General features: G+C 68.2%; 15 protein-coding genes and 1 riboswitch. Of the genes, 8 read left to right on the top strand and 7 right to left on the bottom strand.

Annotated features, from left to right (window positions below; translation table 11 throughout):
• The first annotated feature begins 99 nt into the window (after nucleotides 1–99).
• Entirely contained in the window at nucleotides 100–1,053 is a 954-nt protein-coding gene (locus tag VG561_RS13965) for a Nudix family hydrolase (protein ID WP_423179699.1), read from the top strand.
• Between the two features lie 103 nt (nucleotides 1,054–1,156).
• Here VG561_RS13965 and VG561_RS13960 read toward each other — a convergent pair whose 3' ends face one another.
• Nucleotides 1,157–1,741, bottom strand: coding sequence for a DUF4124 domain-containing protein (locus VG561_RS13960; protein ID WP_423179698.1), 585 nt, complete (start codon nucleotides 1,739–1,741; stop codon nucleotides 1,157–1,159).
• Between the two features lie 40 nt (nucleotides 1,742–1,781).
• A complete protein-coding gene (metF, locus tag VG561_RS13955; protein WP_423179697.1) occupies nucleotides 1,782–2,609 on the bottom strand; it encodes a methylenetetrahydrofolate reductase [NAD(P)H] in 828 nt (275 codons plus the stop codon).
• Between the two features lie 203 nt (nucleotides 2,610–2,812).
• Between metF and VG561_RS13950 the strand changes: the two genes are divergently transcribed.
• The 5 genes from VG561_RS13950 to VG561_RS13930 all read left to right on the top strand — a co-directional run bounded on the left by VG561_RS13950 (nucleotide 2,813) and on the right by VG561_RS13930 (nucleotide 6,925).
• Complete coding sequence (locus VG561_RS13950) at nucleotides 2,813–3,739, top strand: alpha/beta fold hydrolase (protein ID WP_032956694.1); 927 nt, start codon at nucleotides 2,813–2,815, stop codon at nucleotides 3,737–3,739.
• A gap of 36 nt (nucleotides 3,740–3,775) precedes the next feature.
• Nucleotides 3,776–4,825 (top strand): sensor histidine kinase, encoded by a 1,050-nt coding sequence (locus VG561_RS13945; RefSeq protein WP_423179696.1) that lies wholly within the window; start codon nucleotides 3,776–3,778, stop codon nucleotides 4,823–4,825.
• Nucleotides 4,822–5,553, top strand: a complete 732-nt coding sequence (locus VG561_RS13940; protein WP_014645953.1) for a LytR/AlgR family response regulator transcription factor — start codon at nucleotides 4,822–4,824, stop codon at nucleotides 5,551–5,553. Before VG561_RS13945 ends, VG561_RS13940 begins: the two co-directional genes overlap by 4 nt.
• 50 nt (nucleotides 5,554–5,603) lie before the next feature.
• The gene (locus VG561_RS13935) at nucleotides 5,604–6,188 is read left to right on the top strand and encodes a DUF3228 family protein (protein WP_014645954.1); all 585 of its coding nucleotides are present in this window, start codon (nucleotides 5,604–5,606) and stop codon (nucleotides 6,186–6,188) included.
• Between the two features lie 101 nt (nucleotides 6,189–6,289).
• A complete protein-coding gene (locus VG561_RS13930; RefSeq protein ID WP_262225261.1) occupies nucleotides 6,290–6,925 on the top strand; it encodes an energy transducer TonB in 636 nt (211 codons plus the stop codon).
• A gap of 70 nt (nucleotides 6,926–6,995) precedes the next feature.
• On the opposite strand, the gene VG561_RS13925 is transcribed toward VG561_RS13930, so the two are convergent.
• The 5 genes from VG561_RS13925 to ahcY all read right to left on the bottom strand — a co-directional run bounded on the left by VG561_RS13925 (nucleotide 6,996) and on the right by ahcY (nucleotide 11,951).
• Nucleotides 6,996–7,481, bottom strand: coding sequence for a hypothetical protein (locus VG561_RS13925; RefSeq protein ID WP_423179695.1), 486 nt, complete (start codon nucleotides 7,479–7,481; stop codon nucleotides 6,996–6,998).
• Nucleotides 7,481–7,954, bottom strand: a complete 474-nt coding sequence (gene ybaK, locus VG561_RS13920; protein WP_014645957.1) for a Cys-tRNA(Pro) deacylase — start codon at nucleotides 7,952–7,954, stop codon at nucleotides 7,481–7,483. Before ybaK ends, VG561_RS13925 begins: the two co-directional genes overlap by 1 nt.
• A gap of 110 nt (nucleotides 7,955–8,064) precedes the next feature.
• Nucleotides 8,065–9,408, bottom strand: a complete 1,344-nt coding sequence (locus VG561_RS13915) for an XVIPCD domain-containing protein (protein WP_423179694.1) — start codon at nucleotides 9,406–9,408, stop codon at nucleotides 8,065–8,067.
• 50 nt (nucleotides 9,409–9,458) lie between these two features.
• A complete protein-coding gene (locus tag VG561_RS13910; RefSeq protein ID WP_423179693.1) occupies nucleotides 9,459–10,247 on the bottom strand; it encodes a lysozyme inhibitor LprI family protein in 789 nt (262 codons plus the stop codon).
• Between the two features lie 258 nt (nucleotides 10,248–10,505).
• Nucleotides 10,506–11,951, bottom strand: coding sequence for an adenosylhomocysteinase (gene ahcY / locus VG561_RS13905; protein WP_014645960.1), 1,446 nt, complete (start codon nucleotides 11,949–11,951; stop codon nucleotides 10,506–10,508).
• Between the two features lie 36 nt (nucleotides 11,952–11,987).
• Nucleotides 11,988–12,071, bottom strand: a riboswitch (S-adenosyl-L-homocysteine riboswitch).
• A 120-nt stretch (nucleotides 12,072–12,191) separates the two neighbouring features.
• On the opposite strand from ahcY, the gene VG561_RS13900 reads away from it, so the two are divergent.
• Together VG561_RS13900 and ppc are read left to right on the top strand one after the other, a co-directional pair.
• Complete coding sequence (locus tag VG561_RS13900) at nucleotides 12,192–14,708, top strand: S9 family peptidase (protein ID WP_423179692.1); 2,517 nt, start codon at nucleotides 12,192–12,194, stop codon at nucleotides 14,706–14,708.
• A 237-nt stretch (nucleotides 14,709–14,945) separates the two neighbouring features.
• Complete coding sequence (ppc, locus tag VG561_RS13895) at nucleotides 14,946–17,657, top strand: phosphoenolpyruvate carboxylase (protein WP_423179691.1); 2,712 nt, start codon at nucleotides 14,946–14,948, stop codon at nucleotides 17,655–17,657.
• Nucleotides 17,658–17,716 lie beyond the last annotated feature (59 nt).

The following is a 17,716-nucleotide window of genomic DNA, read 5'->3' as shown; positions in this document are numbered from 1 at the left end:
CGGAAGGCCCCGCGCAAGCGGGGCCTTCTGCTTTGGCGCGGGCGATCCGGCGCGGATTCGTGATTGCGCTGGCCGCCCTGTTCTGGGCATGCTGGCCCCATGGTTTCTCCCACCCGATCGATCCATGTCGTGGCCGCCGTCATCACCGACGCCCGTGGCCGCGTGCTGCTCAACCGCCGTACCGAGAACCGCGACATGGCTGGCCTGTGGGAGTTCCCCGGCGGCAAGCGCGAATCCGGCGAGACCTCCGAACAGGCGCTGGTGCGTGAACTGCGCGAAGAGCTGGGCATCGAGGCCGATGTCGGGCCCTGGCTGATGGATGTGCCGCAGCGCTATCCGGACAAGCACCTGACCCTGGAAGTGCGCCACGTGCGCAGCTGGAAGGGCACACCGCGCGGGCGCGAGGGCCAGGCGATCACCTGGGTGGCGCAGGACAAGCTGGGCCGCTATTCCATGCCGCCGGCCGACCTGCCGGTGGTGGCCGCACTGCGCCAACCGGATCGCTACCTGATCACGCCGGCGCCGGCCGAAGATGCCGGCGGCGTGCAGCACTGGCATGAACGGCTGCAGCAGGCAGTGGCGGCGGGCCAGCAGCGCATCCAGCTGCGCCTGCCGCCGGAGCATCCGCAACGGCAGGCGATGATCGAACAGGCCGTGCGCGCGCATCGTCGCGGCGTGCAGTGGCTGCTCAACCGCGATGTCGCGTTGGCCCGCACACTGGGCGTGGGCGTGCACCTGGGCAGCGAGCAGTTGCTGGCCCTGCAGGAGCGGCCCTTGCCGGAAGGACAGCTGGTCGCCGCGTCCTGCCACGACCTGGAGCAGCTGCAGGCGGCGCAGCAGTTGGGCTGCGACTTCGCGGTGCTCGGCCCGGTGCAGGCCACGGCCAGCCATCCCGTGGCAGTGCCGCTGGGCTGGGAGGCCTTCGCTGCGCTGCGCGCGCAGGTATCGCTGCCGATCTACGCGTTGGGCGGCATGGCCGCCGGCCATATCGCCGAAGCGCGTCGGCATGGCGGGCAGGGCATCGCTGCGATTCGTGGGCTGTGGCCGGCGTGAGCCGGCATGCAGGGTCAGATCCCTGCGCAGCAGGGCTCTGACCCCATCGCGGCAATCCGGGGTCGGAGCCCTTTCCGCTGGAAAGGGATCCGACCCCTCCCGATCACAACGTGATCCAGAAGCATCCGTATTGCCGCCGCAACCCCAGCACCGTGGACGCTCGCGACGCGCTGCCGGGCAGCGTCTGCTCCAGGCGCAGGCCGACCGGATGGCGCACGGCCGGCGGCTCAGGGTCGGACCCCTGCGCAGCAGGGCTCTGACCCTCCTCCGGCACTGCGACTTGGTCCTGCCGCGGATACACCGGCACCACGTCCACCAGCGGCCGCCGCGCCAACGATTCCAGCTGGCCGAGGATGCGCTGCGCGCCCGCATCAGAAACCGCGCCCCACAGGTACAGCGAGGACAGCCGATTGACGTCGTTGCTGAGGATGCCGTTGCGCAATGCGTCCACGAGCTCGCTCAGCCGGCGCGGGCAGCGTGCACCCAGCGTGTCGCGCGCTGCGGTATTGCCGGTCGGGGAGGGCGGCGGCAGCCGTGACCGTGCACCCACGCTGTCGCAGGGCCGGTCGGTATACACGCTCTGGCCCTGCGCATCGGTGCAGCGGTTCAGGCGCGTGGACTGTGCGCGGGCGACGCTCGACAGCACGCATAGCGGCAGCAGCAACAGCAGGAAGGAAAGCCGGATCATCCTCGCAGGGTAGCGCCGATCCGGTCCGCATGGCGTGCTTTCAGCCCCGCAGCAGTTTCAGCACTGAAGTGGTCGGCTTGGCCAGGTTCAAGGTGTAGAAGTGCAGGCCCGGCGCGCCGCCCTCGATCAGGCGCTGGCACAGTTTGGCCACCACTTCGATACCGAACGCCCGCACCGATTCGGCGTCATCGCCATAGGCCTGCATCTTGCGGCTGATCCAGCGCGGGATCTCCGCACCGCATTGCTCGGAGAAGCGGCGCAGCTGGCTGAAGTTGGCGATCGGCATGATACCGGGCGTGATCGGCACCTGCACGCCGAGCCGGCGCACGGCATCGACGAAGTGGAAGTACGCATCCGGGTTGTAGAAATACTGGGTGATCGCCGCGTCGGCGCCGGCATCGATCTTGGCCTTGAAGTGCTTCAGGTCGGCCAGTGCATCGGAGGCCTGTGGATGGGTCTCCGGATAGGCACCGACTTCGATGCGGAAGGCGGTGCCGTGTTCGGCGCGGATGAAGTCGATCAGCTCGGCGGCGTAGCGCATGTCACCGGGGAAGCCCATGCCGGAGGGCAGGTCGCCACGCAGCGCGACCAGGCGATGGCAGCCGATGGCGCGGTACAGCTTGAGCAGTTCGCGGATTTCCTGGCGGGTGCCGCCGACACAGGACAGGTGCGGTGCAGCCTCGAAGCCGTGGTGCTGGTTGAGGTGGCGCACGGTCTCGGAGGTATAGCTCAGGGTCGAGCCACCGGCGCCGAAGGTACAGGACACGTACTCGGGGCCGTAGTCCTTCAGCCTGGCCGCGGCGCGGTCCAGCTGGCTGCGCTGTTCGTCGGTCTTGGGCGGATAGAACTCGAAGCTGATGGCGGTCATGGCACGGGCGGCAGCGGCGGGTGCGGGTCAGTATATCGCTTCATCAAGATGGATGTTAGTTGGCTGCATGGACTGGCACCGTCCGCCGCCGGCGACCGTTTGCCCGGGTCTGCGGCCGTTGCTCCGGAATCGCAACCTGGCTGCCGTAGCCGGGCGCACGCTGCTCCCATCCCGGCACCCCCCACCTGATGAAGGAGCACACGATGAAGATCTTCCTGGCACTCTGGTACGCGATGAAGGCCCTGGCCCGGCTGGCGATGATCGGCATGGCGATGGCCGTGCTCGGCTCCGGTTCCGCGCATGCCGCCACCGGCTCGGCCGCTGGCAAGGTACAGGTCGAGGTGGTCGGCATGGGGCGACCGCTGCTGATGATCCCCGGCCTCAACAGCAGCGCCGAGGCCTGGCGCGAGACCTGCCTGGCCCTGAAGGACGTGCAGTGCCACCTGGTGCAGTTGCCGGGCTTTGCTGGCGCGGCAGCGGCCGACCCGCGCCCGGCCGGCTTCCTGCCGGCGATGCGCGGGCAGCTGCTGGCCTACCTGCATGACCAGCACCTGGGGCCGGTGGTGGTGGTCGGCCACAGCCTCGGTGGCGTGCTGGGCCTGCAGATGGCGCAGGCCGAGCCGAAGGCGATCAGCGCACTGGTGGTGGTCGATGCCCTGCCGTTCCTGCCGGCGGCGCGCGACCCGAGTGCCACCGCTGACAGCGTGCGGCCGATGGCCGACCAGCTGCGCAAGGGCATGCTGGCCGCCGACGCCGCGCAATGGCAGGCGCAGTTGAAGGCGGGCCTGCCGGGCATGACCCGCGATCCGCGGCGCCAGGCCGAACTGGGCCGCTGGGGCGAAGCCAGCGACCGCCAGACCACGGCCGATGCGATGCATGCGGTGATGACCACCGACCTGCGCGACAGCATCGCTTCGATCACCGCGCCGACGCTGGTGCTCGGCAGCTGGGCCGGCTACCAGCCGATGGGCGGCACCGAGGACGGCACGCGTGCGGTGTTCCAGGCCCAGTACGCGAAACTGCAGGGCGTGCAGATCGCGATGAGCGCGCAGGGTTTCCACTTCCTGATGTGGGATGATCCGCGCTGGTTGCAGGAACAGGTGCAGCGTTTCCTCGCCGCGCATCCCTGACCCTTGTCCGCCCTCCTGCCACCGCCGAGAGCCCGCATGGACGCCACCACGCCTTCCCGCCGTTTCTGGACGCTCAATGCACTGGCATGGGCCGGCTATGCGCTGTACGGGCTGTGGGTCGGCATGCGGATCGGTGGCGGCATCGTGTTCAGTGGCATCGTGCTGATCACCGTCAGCGTCGCGGTCTCACTCTGCCTGTGCAGCGGCGCATTGCGTTCGGTTGCACTGCGCCAGCGCTGGTGGGAGGGCAGCCTGGGCAGCCTGGTGCTGAAACTGGCTGCCGGCGTGGTGCTCGGGGCCAGCGTCGCACAGGCGGTAACGGCGGCGCTGCTGCTGCCGGCGCTGGCGCTGGGTTGGGTGCAGCTGCCTGGCGGCCATGCGGATTACCAGTGGTCTTCGGTGCTGCTGTATTGGATGAACACCGCGTTGTTCCTGCTGGTGTGGACCGGTTTGTGGGCGGGCCTGCACGGCCTGCGGCGGGCACGCCACAGCGAGTTGGCACGCCTGCGCGCCGAAGCCGAACGCAGTGCGCTGGAACGTGACGCACTGCGTGCGCGGCTCAATCCGCACTTCATGTTCAATGCGCTGAACAACCTGCGTGCGCTGATCCTGGAAGACCCGGAACGGGCCCGTGACATGGTCACCCGCCTGTCGCGCACGCTGCGCCAGGCGCTCGCCCACAACCGCAGCGAGCAGGTCACGCTGGCCGAGGAACTGGCGGTGGTCGATGATTACCTGGCCATCGAGGCGGTCCATTTCGAACAGCGCCTGCAGGTGCGGCAGCAGATCGATGCCGATGCCACGCAGGCGCAGCTGCCGGCGATGGCGTTGCAGTTGCTGGTGGAGAACGCGATCAAGCACGGTATCGCCAGCCGACCCGGCGGCGGCGAGGTGCAGATCCGCGCCACGCTGGACAATGACGTGCTGCGGTTGCAGGTGGACAATCCACTTCCAACCGGCAGCGAACCCACCCATGGCCATGGCGTCGGCCTGGCCTACCTGCGTGCGCAGCTGGGCATGCGTGGCCGATTCGTGCTGCAACCGGCCGGTGACCGCATGCAGGCCCTGCTGGAGATTCCGCAATGACTGGCATGCTGCGCGTGTTGATCGTCGATGACGCACGGCTGGCCCGGCAGGAGCTGCGCACGCTGCTGTCGGCGCTGCCGTGGGTGCAGTGCGTGGGCGAGGCCGACGACGTGCCCGCCGCACGCGAGGCGATCACCACGCTGGCACCGGACCTGGTGCTGCTGGATGTGCAGATGCCCTCCGGCAGTGGTTTCGACGTGCTGGACGGCCTGGACACGGTGCCGGCCGTGGTCTTCGTCACCGCCTACGACACCTATGCGGTGCGTGCGTTCCAGGCCAACGCGCTGGACTACCTGGTGAAGCCGGTGGAGGCGCCGCGGCTGCTGGAAGCGCTCGAGCGGGCGCGGCAGTGCGAGGCGGTTGCGGCCGACGTGCCGGAATCGCGCGGCACGCTGGGCGCGCACGACCAGGTGTTCGTGCGCGAGGGTGAACGCTGCTGGTTCGTGGCAGTCTCCGAGATCCGTCGGCTGGTGGTGGATGGCAACTACACGCGGCTGTGGTTCCGCGACCAGAACGCACTGCTGACCCGCAGCCTGAGCGCGCTGGAAGCACGCCTGCCGCCGGATCTTTTCTTCCGCGCCAACCGCAACACACTGGTCAACCTGCGCCGTATCCGTGGGGTGTCGCCCAGCATCGGCGACGGCTATGACCTGACGCTGGATGATGGCAGCGAGGTGGAGGTATCGCGGCGGCAGGCACGCGAGCTGCGCGAGCGGATGGCGTTGTAGGTGCTGCCAGCGGTTACCCTGTGCAGCGGATTCCCAGATCACGCCGCGCCATGTCCATCGTCCTCACCGATTTCGCCCGTCCCCGCCTGTTCCCGCGCGTGCCACGCGGCAATACCATCCAGGACTGCACTGCCGAGCAGTTCGAGGCACACCTCAATGCGCACGCGCCGCTGAAGGTGCTCGACGGCTACGCCCCGTTCTGCAAGTTGTTCGTCTACGAGAACTGGACCAGCACGCGCTGCCTGACGGTGCCGGTCACCGAGGCCAACCGCCACCAGCTGCGCAGCGGCTACGAAGCGCGCAACCGCGAGGAACTGCCGGTACTGGTGCGCTGGTTCGAGGGCGTGGAGTCGCCGCGCGCGAACTACCTGGTGGTGATCCTGTACAACGCCGAGCAGCTGGCCAGGGAAGGCTCACCGATCGAAGCCGACTGGGGCATCGTCGGCTGCATCTATACCGCCGAACCGGAAGAAGTGCCGATGGCGCCGATCACCATGATGCGCAATGCGCTGGGAGTGGAGGAGGGCGGTTCCGGCGTGCCATTGGACAAGGAGGCCTACCGGCGCTCGGTGGAGTTCTGGGAGAACAACGCCAACTGGCGGCCGGGGTCGGATCCCCGCATCGCAGGGCTCTGACCCGATCATTCGAGCCCCCGGTCGAAGCCTTTCCCTGAGGAGGGGATCCGACCCCAGGCGCGCGCTATGATCGGGCCAGGCAAACCCAAGGAGGGCAGGGCATGGCGGTCTGGGCAAGGATGATCCTGATGTTGCTGGCGGGCACGCTGCCCGCCACCCCGGTACTGGCCGCGAAGCCCTCTGCCGGGATGGCCTGCGAACCCATGGCACGCCTTCCCGGGCTGCGCGATGCAGGCGTGACCGCGCTGTCGATGCAGCCGCAGGACGGCCGCTGCGTGATTGAAGTGGCTGCGGCCAATGGCAACGCGCTGCGTCGGCAGCAACGAATGCTGGAGGCGCTGGTGCAGCATGCCTGTGCCGCGCCGGCGCACGTGACCGTGAATGAGGTGCAGGTATCCCTGCAGCTGCGCCTGCCGACGTCCTGCGCGGCACGCAGCAACCGGGATCTGTTCGCGGGTGAAGGTATTCCCTGGCTGCCTCCACGCGGCGTGTCGCCGCGCTATCCGGTGGAGGCCATGCGGCAGGGGCTGTCCGGCCGCAGCATGCTGAAGGCGTTGGTCGATGCGCGGGGGCGCGTTGCGGCCGTGATCGTGGAGACCTCCAGCGGTCATGTGTTGCTGGATGACGCTGCAGCGGAGGAGCTGCAGGGCTGGCGTTTCAGCCGCGCCGATGCGAAGGGTACGGTGCCGGCGTTGACCCTCGTGCGCATGCCGATGCGGTATGAATTCGTGGAGTGAGCGTCATCCACGCATGGCATGGATCTGGACGTACCGCAGCGGAGCCACGCCGTGCGTGGCTGCATCACTGTCAGAGGCGCTTCCACTCCCACCACGGGTAGTGGTATTCACGCTCGGTGGCGCTCCACGGCTGCGTGCAGGACGTGCACGTCACCCGGTAGCACTCACCCCAGCCATCCTCGGCCTCGCCTCGTCCGAGCAGCAGCACGTGGCCCTGTTCCAGCAGCGGTGCAGGGTTGAAGAACACATAGGAAGGGTAGAGTGCGCACAGGCACCCCTCACGCGCCCGCCAGTAGCGCAGCCGTTCCAGGGCCGCCTTCAGGTGCGCCTGGTTGCTGATCAGCATGCCGCCAAGTGCGATGCCCTCGCAGTTGCGTTCGATCGTATCCACATGTGCGACCAACGCGTCCAACGATGCGGTGCTGAACAGCCGTGCCACCGTGCGTGCGGCATCGGTGATGCGCGTGGCATCGCGCGACAGCAGGTCCTGCAGCAGCACGTCGGCCTGTGCATCGTCGAGCCGGGGTACCGGCGCTGCAGACCACGGCCAGCGCATCAGCGTGACTTGCCGATGGCAGCGTAGTGGCCGGCGGTGAGGCGCAGAAGGTCGGCCGGTGCCAGTTCTACCTCGAGGCCGCGGCGCCCGGCGCTGACATGCAGCGCGGGCAGCGCTTCGGCACTGGCGTCCAGGAACGTGCGCAGGCGCTTCTTCTGCCCCAGCGGGCTGATGCCACCGACCAGGTAGCCGGTCGCGCGCTGTGCGGCATCGGCGGCGGCCATCTCGCACTTCTTGCAGCCGGCGGCTTCGGCCAGCGCCTTCAGGTCAAGCTGGCCGGCGACCGGCACGATCGCCACCAGCAGTTCGTGTGCTTCCGTGCTGGCCAGCAGGGTCTTGAACACCTGGGCCGGGTCGAGGCCGAGCTTGTCGACGGCTTCGCCGCCATACGATTCGGCGTGGGCGTCGTGCACGTAGCTGCGCACGGTGTGGGCGATCTTCTCGCGCTTGAGCAGGTTGATGGCCGGGGTCATGGGCGCATCCTAGCGCGAGGTAGGGATATTGCCTTGACCGAAACTCGCGCATCAACGCAGGACGGGCCCCCGAAGGCGCCCGTCCCGGCTGTGATCGTCGGCATCCCGCGTCAGCGCGACATCGACTGCTGCGTCTGAATCTGTTCCTGGGTCTGTCGCTGCGACAGTTCGTTGTCCAGCGCCTGGCTATGCCGCGTGCTGTCCTGCAGCGTGTGGTTCGCCGCCTGCGACAGATCGACGTAAGTGCGGTGCATGGCGGGATCGCCAAGCTGGCCCTGCACGGCGAACACGCCCTGGTTGTCCGGCCGCGCCAGCACGGTATCGACCTGGCTCATGCCGGCCAGCTTGGACTCGTAAGCCACCAGGCCTGCGGCGTTCTCGAGCTGGCTGCGGTCATTGAACAGTGGCGCCAGGCCACCCTGGCGGCGTTGTTCTTCCAGCGTTTCCAGCTTTTCCACGACCTGCTGGTAACGCGGGTTGTCGGCGTGGCCGGGGGTGGCCATGGTCGGTTCGGCGGCCTGCTGTTGCTGTTGCGCGATGGCCTTGTCGAGCGCACCCAGGGTGGTGGCGCCGACCTTGCCATCGACGGTGAGCTGGTGCTCATGCTGGAACTGCTTGACCGCTTCCAGGGTGCCGGGCCCGAAATCGCCATCGGCTACCAGTGGCTTGCCGTCCTTGCCCAGATAGCCCAGGTCGGCCAGCTTCTGCTGCATCGCCTTTACCTCATCGCCCCTGGCGCCGCTGACCAGTACGCCGTTGCCGCCGGGCGCGCCGGGCGACCCGTGCGAGGGGGCATGGGTGGGGGTGATGCCCAGCTGGGTCATGGCCCGGTCGAAGCGCTCATCGCGGCTGGTCACCGCGGCCGGCGACTGGATGCCGTACTTGGTGGCATCGACGAAGTTCTGCACGTCGCCGCGGGTCGGTGGATTGCCGGCCTGGACCGTACCGCCCTGCAGCTTTTCCGCGTTGCCGGCCAGATAGCTGATGAACTGCGGGCCCATGCCGCCGAACTGGTTGTCATAGTCGGCCATGGCCAGCTGCAGTTCGGGGTTGGCCGCGATGGCATCGGCGGCGGCCGGGTTGGTGGCACGCACCTTGGCGATGGCTTCATCGACGCGCTCGATGGCGCTGTCCAGCTTGTCGTTGGTGAGCTGGTCCATCTTCGCCTGCGGAATGGCCTGCAACTTGGCGTCAAGCGCCGCCAGCTGCCGGGTGCTCAATCCGCCCTGCTGGGACAGCAGTTCGATGTCAGCGGCGGTGAAGCCGTTGTCGCGCAGGAAACGCCTGGCCTGTGGATTGCCGCCGACATCGAACTGCACCAGTCCGAACGAGTAGGTGCTTGCGCCTTTCTGCGCGTATGAGAAGTGGTCCAGGTGGCGGGTGTTGCCGCCCAGCTCCGTGTTGAGGAACAGCGTGGACAGCTGTTCGCGGGTAAGGGTGGAATCCTTTGCCATGGTCATCGTCCTTCAATGTGGGAAAAAGCGCCGGGCGCACCCAGCGGATGTCAGCCGGCGCAGTGCTGCTGCGTGAAGCCGAGCAGCTGGCGGACGGCCTGGGTGCCGTAGGCGGCCGATGCCGGTTCGAGGGCGAACTGGCCGACCATCTGGTTGCTGCACAACTGCACGTTGCGCTTGCCGGCGGTGGTTTCCTGGATGCAGTTGGCCGCCAGCACGGCATTGGGGCCACCGCCCACGTTGGTGGCGGCCGTACAGCCCAGCAGGCGGCCTTCCTGGCCGTTTTCTCCCAGCAGCGTGTTGAAGTTCGCCAACCGGCTGTTGGGGTCGCGCAGCACCAGCAGGTCCACGCACTGCTGCTGGCCGTCGGGCACTTCGCAGGCGTCCTGGTCGACCAGGCCGTCGCGCGTGGCCGAGAGCACCTTGAGGCGATCGGCAAATACCTGTTGCAGGCAGTGCGCGTCACCGCACAGGTCGCGCGTATGCTGGATCCAGCGCTGCTGCTCGGCCTGCAGCTTGGCCTTGCCGGCGGCATCGAGGGTGTCGCGTGCGGAGGCTTCGGCCTTGGCCAGCTCGCCTTCCTGCTGCAACAGGGCGGGGTCGTTGCAGATCAGGGTCTGCACCTGTGATGCCCCCTCGGCGCAGGCAGCGCTGCTGCCCGTGGCCGCTGCCGGGGTGCTGGTTGCCTTGCCGTCGGTGCTTGCCTGGCCGGTGTTCGCTGCCGGCGCGCTGGCACCGGCATCGCTGCCAGGCGGGCTGCAGGCGGCCAGCAGGGCCACCCAGCACAGGATCATCAGGGGCTTCATCGCCCGGGTCACTCGGTCATTGTTGCGCGGCATGTCCTGTCCTTTGCTGTCTGCGTCCCGGCGCATGGCCTGCAGTTGGCAGTCCATGGGGGCATAGAGACTAGCAAGCGGCTTCTTAGGGCACTGTGACAGGGCGCGCGGATCTGCTGCGGGGCGACGCAACGCAGAACGGGCGCCCGAAGGCGCCCGTTCTGTCTGCATCTGTTGCCGGGGTCAGAGCGCTTTCCTGCGGAAAGGGATCCGACCCCGCCTGCGCCGGTAGTGCCGGCCGCTGGCCGGCACCGCGCACGATCAGTAGCGGTAGTGGTCCGGCTTGAACGGGCCTTCCACCGGCACGCCGATGTAGTCGGCCTGTTCCTGGCTCAGGGTGGTCAGCTTCACGCCGATCTTTTCCAGGTGCAGGCGAGCTACTTCTTCGTCCAGCTTCTTCGGCAGCAGGTACACCTTCTTCTCGTAGCTGTCCTTGTTCGCCCACAGGTCGATCTGTGCCAGGGTCTGGTTGGCGAAGCTGTTGGACATCACGAAGCTCGGGTGGCCGGTGGCGCAGCCCAGGTTCACCAGGCGGCCTTCGGCCAGCAGGAAGATCGCATTGCCGTTCGGGAAGATGTACTTGTCGACCTGCGGCTTGATGTTGACGTGCTTGATGCCGGCGAAGGACACCAGTGCGTCGACCTGGATCTCATTGTCGAAGTGGCCGATGTTGCAGACAATGGCCTGGTCCTTCATCGCGCTCAGGTGCTCGATGCGGATGATGTCGCGGTTGCCGGTGGTGGTGACGTACAGGTCGGCACGGCCCAGGGTCGATTCGATGGTGTTGACTTCATAGCCTTCCATCGCCGCCTGCAGGGCGCAGATCGGGTCGATCTCGGTGACGATCACGCGCGCGCCGTAGGCACGCAGCGACGCGGCGCAGCCCTTGCCGACATCGCCGTAGCCGCAGACCACGGCTACCTTGCCGGCCAGCATCACGTCCATCGCGCGCTTCAGGCCGTCGGCCAGCGACTCGCGGCAGCCATACAGGTTGTCGAACTTGCTCTTGGTGACCGAGTCGTTGACGTTGATCGCCGGGATCAGCAGGGTGCCGGCCTGGGCCAGCTGGTACAGGCGGTGCACGCCGGTGGTGGTCTCTTCGGAGACGCCCTTCCAGTCCTTGACCACGCGGCCCCAGTAACCCGGGCGCTCCTTGGCGACGCGCTTGAGCAGGTTCTTGATGACCTGTTCTTCGTGCGAGGCGGACGCGGTGTTGACCCAGTCGCTGCCGTTCTCCAGTTCGTAGCCCTTGTGGATCAGCAGGGTCACGTCACCGCCGTCGTCCACCACCAGTTCCGGGCCGGTCAGGGTGCCGTCGGCCAGGGTGAAGGTCAGCGCGTCCAGGGTGCAGTCCCAGTACTCTTCCAGGGTCTCGCCCTTCCAGGCGAACACCGGGGTGCCGGTGGCGGCGATGGCGGCAGCCGCGTGGTCCTGGGTCGAGAAGATGTTGCACGAGGCCCAGCGCACGTCGGCGCCGATGTCCTTCAGGGTCTCGATCAGCACCGCGGTCTGGATGGTCATGTGCAGCGAGCCGGTCACGCGCACGCCCTTCAGCGGCAGCTCGGCCTGGTACTTGCGGCGGATCGACATCAGGCCCGGCATTTCGTGCTCGGCGATGTCCAGTTCCTTGCGGCCCCAGTCGGCCAGCGTGATGTCGCGGATCTTGTAATCACCTTCGGTGGAGAAGGTCTTGGCAACAGCGTTCATTCGTGTGCTCCGGTTGTGGGCGAGCGGGTGCTCGCATCTAGCCGGGCGCCGTTGTTACAAAGCCACCTTACCGAGCCTGGCCGGGCCTCATCGGATCCGGTCGCAGCGCCCCTCGGCAGGGGAGAACCCCCATTATATCGCGGCCCCGGCATGACATCCGGATGACCCAACCATCGGCAGATGGGGGCGCGTGCACGGCCTGTTAAGGTCGGTGCTTTCACGCATCACGCAGGTAGAACGATGAGTATGCACGCGCGCCGTACGCGGCGCTGGACCGGCCTGGTCCTGTCGATGGGACTGCTGGCCGTGGCCCCGCTGGCCTGGGCGCTGGCCCCACAGCCCGCTGCAGCACAGGCGCAGGGTGCCAATGGCTACGAACTGCCCTCGGCGGCGCTGCAGGCGGTGGTCGACGCACCGCGCGCGCCGTCGCTGCACCTGTCGCCTCGCCGCGACATGGCCGCGTTGATGCAGATGCCGTCGCTGCCGTCGATCCGGGTGGTGGCGCAGCCGGAACTGAAGCTGGCCGGCCTGCGCATCAACCCGCGCACGTTCTCCGACAGCCGTTTCAGCTTCGGCGAGAAGCTGTGGCTGATGAACGTGGCCGATGGCAAGGAACGGCAGATCAGCGGCCTGCCGGCCACGCTGTCGATCGCCAGCCTGATGTGGTCTCCGGATCAGAAGTGGCTCGCTTTCAACCAGGTCGACGCCACCAGCGGCGCCAACGAACTGTGGCTGGTGGACGTGGCCGCCGGCAGCGCCCGCCGCCTGGTTGCCGGCTTGAACACGGTGATCGGCAGCGGTTACCAGTGGCTGCCGGACAGCCGCGGGCTGGTGGTGTTCACCCGCCCGGCCAACCTCGGTGCGGCCCCGGCCACCGACGGCATCCCGACCGGCCCGGCCGTGCAGCAGACCCGCCGGGGCGATGGCGTGGTGTCGATCCGTACCTACCAGGACCTGCTGAAGAACGAGGCTGACGCGCGCCAGTTCGACTACTACGCCACCACACAGCCGGTGGAAGTCAGCCTGGATGGCAGCACCCGCCCGATCGGCGCGGCCGGGATCTTCATGGGCTTCTCCGTGTCGCCGGATGGCCGCTTCGTGCTGCGCCAGCCGGTGCAGCGCCCGTATTCCTACGTGGTGCCGGTGAGCAGTTTCCCGCGCCGCATTGAAGTGATCGACCGTGCCAGCGGCAAGCTGGTGCATACCGTGGCCGTGCGTCCACTGGTGGAAGGCCTGCCGACCGGCAACGACGCCGAAGTGACCGGCGTGCGTGACATCGGCTGGCGTGGTGATGCCGACGCGACCCTGGTCTGGGCCGAAGCGCAGGATGGTGGCGACCCGAACAGGGATGCCAAGGTGCGCGATGCGGTGCTGATGCAGGCCGCGCCGTTCGACACGCCGCCGGTGACGCTGGCCCAGCTGGGCAGCCGCCTGGCCGGTATCAGCTGGGGCCGTGGCGACCTGGCCCTGCTGACCGAATCGTGGTGGAAGACCCGCAGGACCAAGACCTGGCTGATCGCCCCGGACAATGCCAGCGCCGAACCGCGCCTGCTGTGGGATCGCGATGCGCAGGACCGCTACGCCGATCCGGGCCGGCCGCTGCGGGCCAGCGACGAGCGCGGCCGTTCGCTGCTGCAGACCAGCGCCGATGGCGGCAGCCTGTACCTGGCCGGCGCCGGTGCTTCGCCGGAAGGCGACCGTCCGTTCGTGGACCGCTTCGACATCGCCACGGGCAAGGCAACGCGCCTGTTCCACTCGCAGGCGCCGAGCTATGCGCTGCCGGTGGCATTGCTGGACAAGCAGGGCAGCTCGCTGCTGCTGAGCCGCGAGAGCCCGGACGAGCCGGCCAACTTCTACGTGCAGTCGCTGGCCGATGCCGGTGCTGCGCCGCGTGCGCTGACCCACTTCGCGCATCCGCTGCCGCAGCTGAAGGGTGTGCAGAAGGAGCAGATCCGCTACAAGCGCAAGGACGGCGTCGACCTGACCGCGACCCTGCTGCTGCCGCCGGGATACGACCCGAAGCGCGACGGCCCGCGCCCGCTGCTGATGTGGGCCTACCCGGGCGAGTTCAAGAGCGCGGCCGCGGCCAGCCAGGTGACCGATTCGCCGTATCGCTTCAATGCGGTCAGCTACTGGGGTCCGCAGGCGTTCCTGGCCAAGGGTTACGTGGTGCTGGCCAGCCCGTCGATGCCGATCATCGGCGAGGGCGACAAGGAGCCGAACGACACCTACATCGAACAGCTGGTGGCCAATGCGCAGGCGGCCGTGGATGAAGTGGTGCGGCGTGGCGTGACCGACCGCGATCACATCGCCATTGGTGGCCATTCGTACGGTGCGTTCATGACGGCCAACCTGCTGGCACACACCCGCCTGTTCAAGGCGGGCATTGCGCGCAGCGGCGCCTACAACCGCACGCTCACGCCGTTCGGCTTCCAGGCCGAGGAGCGCAACTACTGGCAGGCGCAGGACGTCTACCAGAAGATGGCGCCGTTCAATTACGCCGACAGGATCAAGGATCCGATCCTGTTCATCCACGGCGTGGACGACAACAACTCCGGCACGTTCCCGATCCAGAGCGAGCGCATGTTCGCGGCGGTGAAGGGCCTGGGTGGCACCGCGCGGCTGGTGATGCTGCCCAACGAATCGCATGCCTACCGCGCACGCGAATCGATCATGACCATGCTGGCCGAGAGCGAGCGCTGGCTGGAGCAGACCATCGGCCCGGCCGAGCAGGGCACGGCGAAGAAGAAGCGCTGATACGTGCATGAGGGTGGCCGCTGCAACAGCGGCCGCCTGTGCGGCTGCGCCGCCGCCCGAGCATGGGCTCGGGCGCTACACGGTGTCACGCGCCATGACGCTTGTAGAGCCGAGCCCATGCTCGGCTGCGTCCGCCATGGATACGTGCAGATGAAACCATTCTTGCATCGCAGCACGACGCCCGATCTGGGATAGGCTTGGGGTCTGGATCCGTTGACCGAGGCCTGTGCGTCGCCGATGAACGAGTACCGCAGCAGCATCGAGTTTGCTTCCCCCGATCTTCCGCTTCGCGATGACGTGCGCCGGCTCGGCGCACTGGTCGGTGACCTGCTGGTCGAACAGGTTTCGGCCGCTTTTCTCGACGATGTCGAGGACGTGCGCACCCGCGCCATTGCCCGCCGCGAGAACCAGGCGCCGCTGTCGGAGCTGGCCGAAGGGCTGGCCGGGCGCACGCCGCAGCAGGCCGAGACCATGGTGCGGGCCTTCAGCACCTACTTCCAGGTGGTCAACATCGCCGAGCGCGTGCATCGCATCCGCCGCCGCCGTGATTACCAGCGTGCCGGTACCGCCGGGGCGCAGCCCGACGGCCTGCAGGATGCGCTGCAGCATCTGAAGGCGCAGGGCGTGGGCCTGGATGAGCTGGCGCAGTGGCTGCCGCGCATCGACATCGAACCGGTGTTCACCGCGCACCCGACCGAAGCGGTGCGCCGCGCGCTGCTGGAGAAAGAGCAGCTGATGGTGGCCAGCCTGGTCGACAACCTCGACGGCCAGCGCACGCCGGGGGAAGCGGCCGCCGATGCTGCGCGCTTCCGCATGGCGCTGACCGCTTCGTGGCAAACCACCGATTCCTCGCCGGTGCGGCCTACCGTCGATGACGAGCGCGAGCACGTCGGCTTCTATCTGGTGCAGGTGCTGTACCGGGTGATCCCGGTGCTGTACGAATCGCTGCAGCAGGCGCTGCGCGATACCTACGGCGAAGAACTGCCGCTGCCGCGCCTGCTGCGCTTCGGTACGTGGGTGGGCGGCGACATGGACGGCAACCCGAACGTGGATGCCCACACCATCCGCACTACGCTGGACGCGCAGCGGCAGGCCGTGCTGGGTCGCTACCAGAAGGAACTGCTGCAGCTGGCCAGCCTGCTCAGCCAGTCCACCGAGCGGGTGGGCGTGAGCGAGGCGCTGCAGGCGCGCGTGGCGCACTACCAGCAGCTGCTGCCGCAGGTGCAGTCGCGCCCGCGCCATGCCGACATGCCGTACCGCCTGCTCAACGACCGCATGCGCGCACGCCTGCAGGCAACGCTGGACGATGGCGAGGGCGCCTACGCCGGCCCGGACGAACTGATCGACGACCTGCAGCTGATCCTCGACAGCCTGCGCGCCAACCGCGGCGAACATGCCGGTGGCTTCGCCGTGCAGCGCCTGCTGTGGCGGGTGAAGACCTTCGGCTTCCACCTGGCGCGGTTGGACGTGCGCCAGGAATCGAGCGTGCACGCGCGCGCGCTGGCCACGGTGCTGGGCGGCGACGCAGCGTGGGACGGCCTGGATGCAGTGGGCCGCGCGCGCCTGCTGGCGCCGCATGCCAGTGGTGACGCGCCGTTGCCGAAGGGCGACGACGAAGGCAACCGGCGACTGGACGCCGTGTTCGCCGCGCTGGCCGATGCCCGTGCGCGGCATGGTGGCGATGCACTGGGCAGCTACATCATCTCGATGGCACATGACCGCAGCGACGTGCTGGCGGTGCTGGCGCTGGCGCGCCGTGGCGGCCTGGTGGAAGAGAACGGATCAGTACCGCTGGATATCGCGCCGCTGTTCGAGACGGTGGAGGACCTCAAGCGCGGCACCGCGACCCTGCGTGATCTGCTGGCCGACCCGATCTATCGCGCGCACCTGCAAGCGCGCGATGACGTGCAGATGGTGATGCTGGGCTATTCGGACAGCAGCAAGGACGGTGGCATCGCCGCATCGCGCTGGGGCCTGCAGCGTGCACAGGTGGAACTGCTGGAGGTGGCGGCCGAGGCCGGCATCCGCCTGACCTTCTTCCATGGCCGTGGCGGCTCGATCAGCCGCGGTGGCGGCAAGACCACGCACGCGGTGGACGCATCGCCGCGCGGCAGCATCGATGGCCGCCTGCGGGTGACCGAGCAGGGCGAGGTGATCCATCGCAAGTACGGCATCCGTGCGCTGGCCCTGCGCTCGCTGGAGCAGGCCACCGGTGCGGTGCTGCGTGCCAGCCTGCGCCCGCGTGCCGCCGAGCCGCGCGAGGATGAGTGGCGACCGGTAATGGACGCGGTGGCATCGGCCAGCAGCGAGGTGTATCGCGCGTTCGTTGGCCAGGCCGGTTTCATGGACTACTTCCGCACCGCCACGCCGATCGACGTGATCGAACGCATGACGCTGGGCTCGCGGCCATCGCGCCGGCTCGGCCAGGACGCCGCGCTGGGCAACCTGCGTGCGATTCCCTGGGTGTTCGCCTGGAGCCAGGCGCGCGCGGTGATTCCTGGTTGGTACGGCGTGGGCAGTGGCCTGCAGGCGGCGGTTGCTGCCGGCCACGAACGGACCCTGCGCGAGATGGCGCGGGACTGGCCGTTCTTCCGCACCTTCCTGGACGACATCGCGATGGTGCTGTCCAAGGGCGATATCACCATCGCCGAGCAGTTTTCGCTGTTGTCGGGTGAACTGCACGGGCACTTCTTCCCGCAGGTGCAGCGCGAACTGGAACTCACCCGGCACTGGCTGCTGGCGCTGATGGACCAGCGGACGCTGCTCGACCACGATGCGCGGCTGGCGCTGTCGATCCGCCTGCGCAATCCCTACGTCGATCCGATCAGCGTGCTGCAGGTGGACCTGTTGCAGCGCTGGCGGGCCAGCGGGCGCGAGGATGACGGGTTGCTGCGCGCGCTGGTGGCCTGCGTGAACGGTGTTGCGCAGGGCGTGCAGAACACCGGTTGATCCGCATCCGCCGGGCATGGCCCGGCGAATTCGCAATGGTAGTGCCGGGGGCCCGGGGG

It is taken from the genome of Stenotrophomonas sp. CASM110, from assembly GCF_049384345.1.
GTDB lineage: Bacteria > Pseudomonadota > Gammaproteobacteria > Xanthomonadales > Xanthomonadaceae > Stenotrophomonas > Stenotrophomonas muris.
This window is presented reverse-complemented; position numbering and strand designations above follow the sequence as displayed.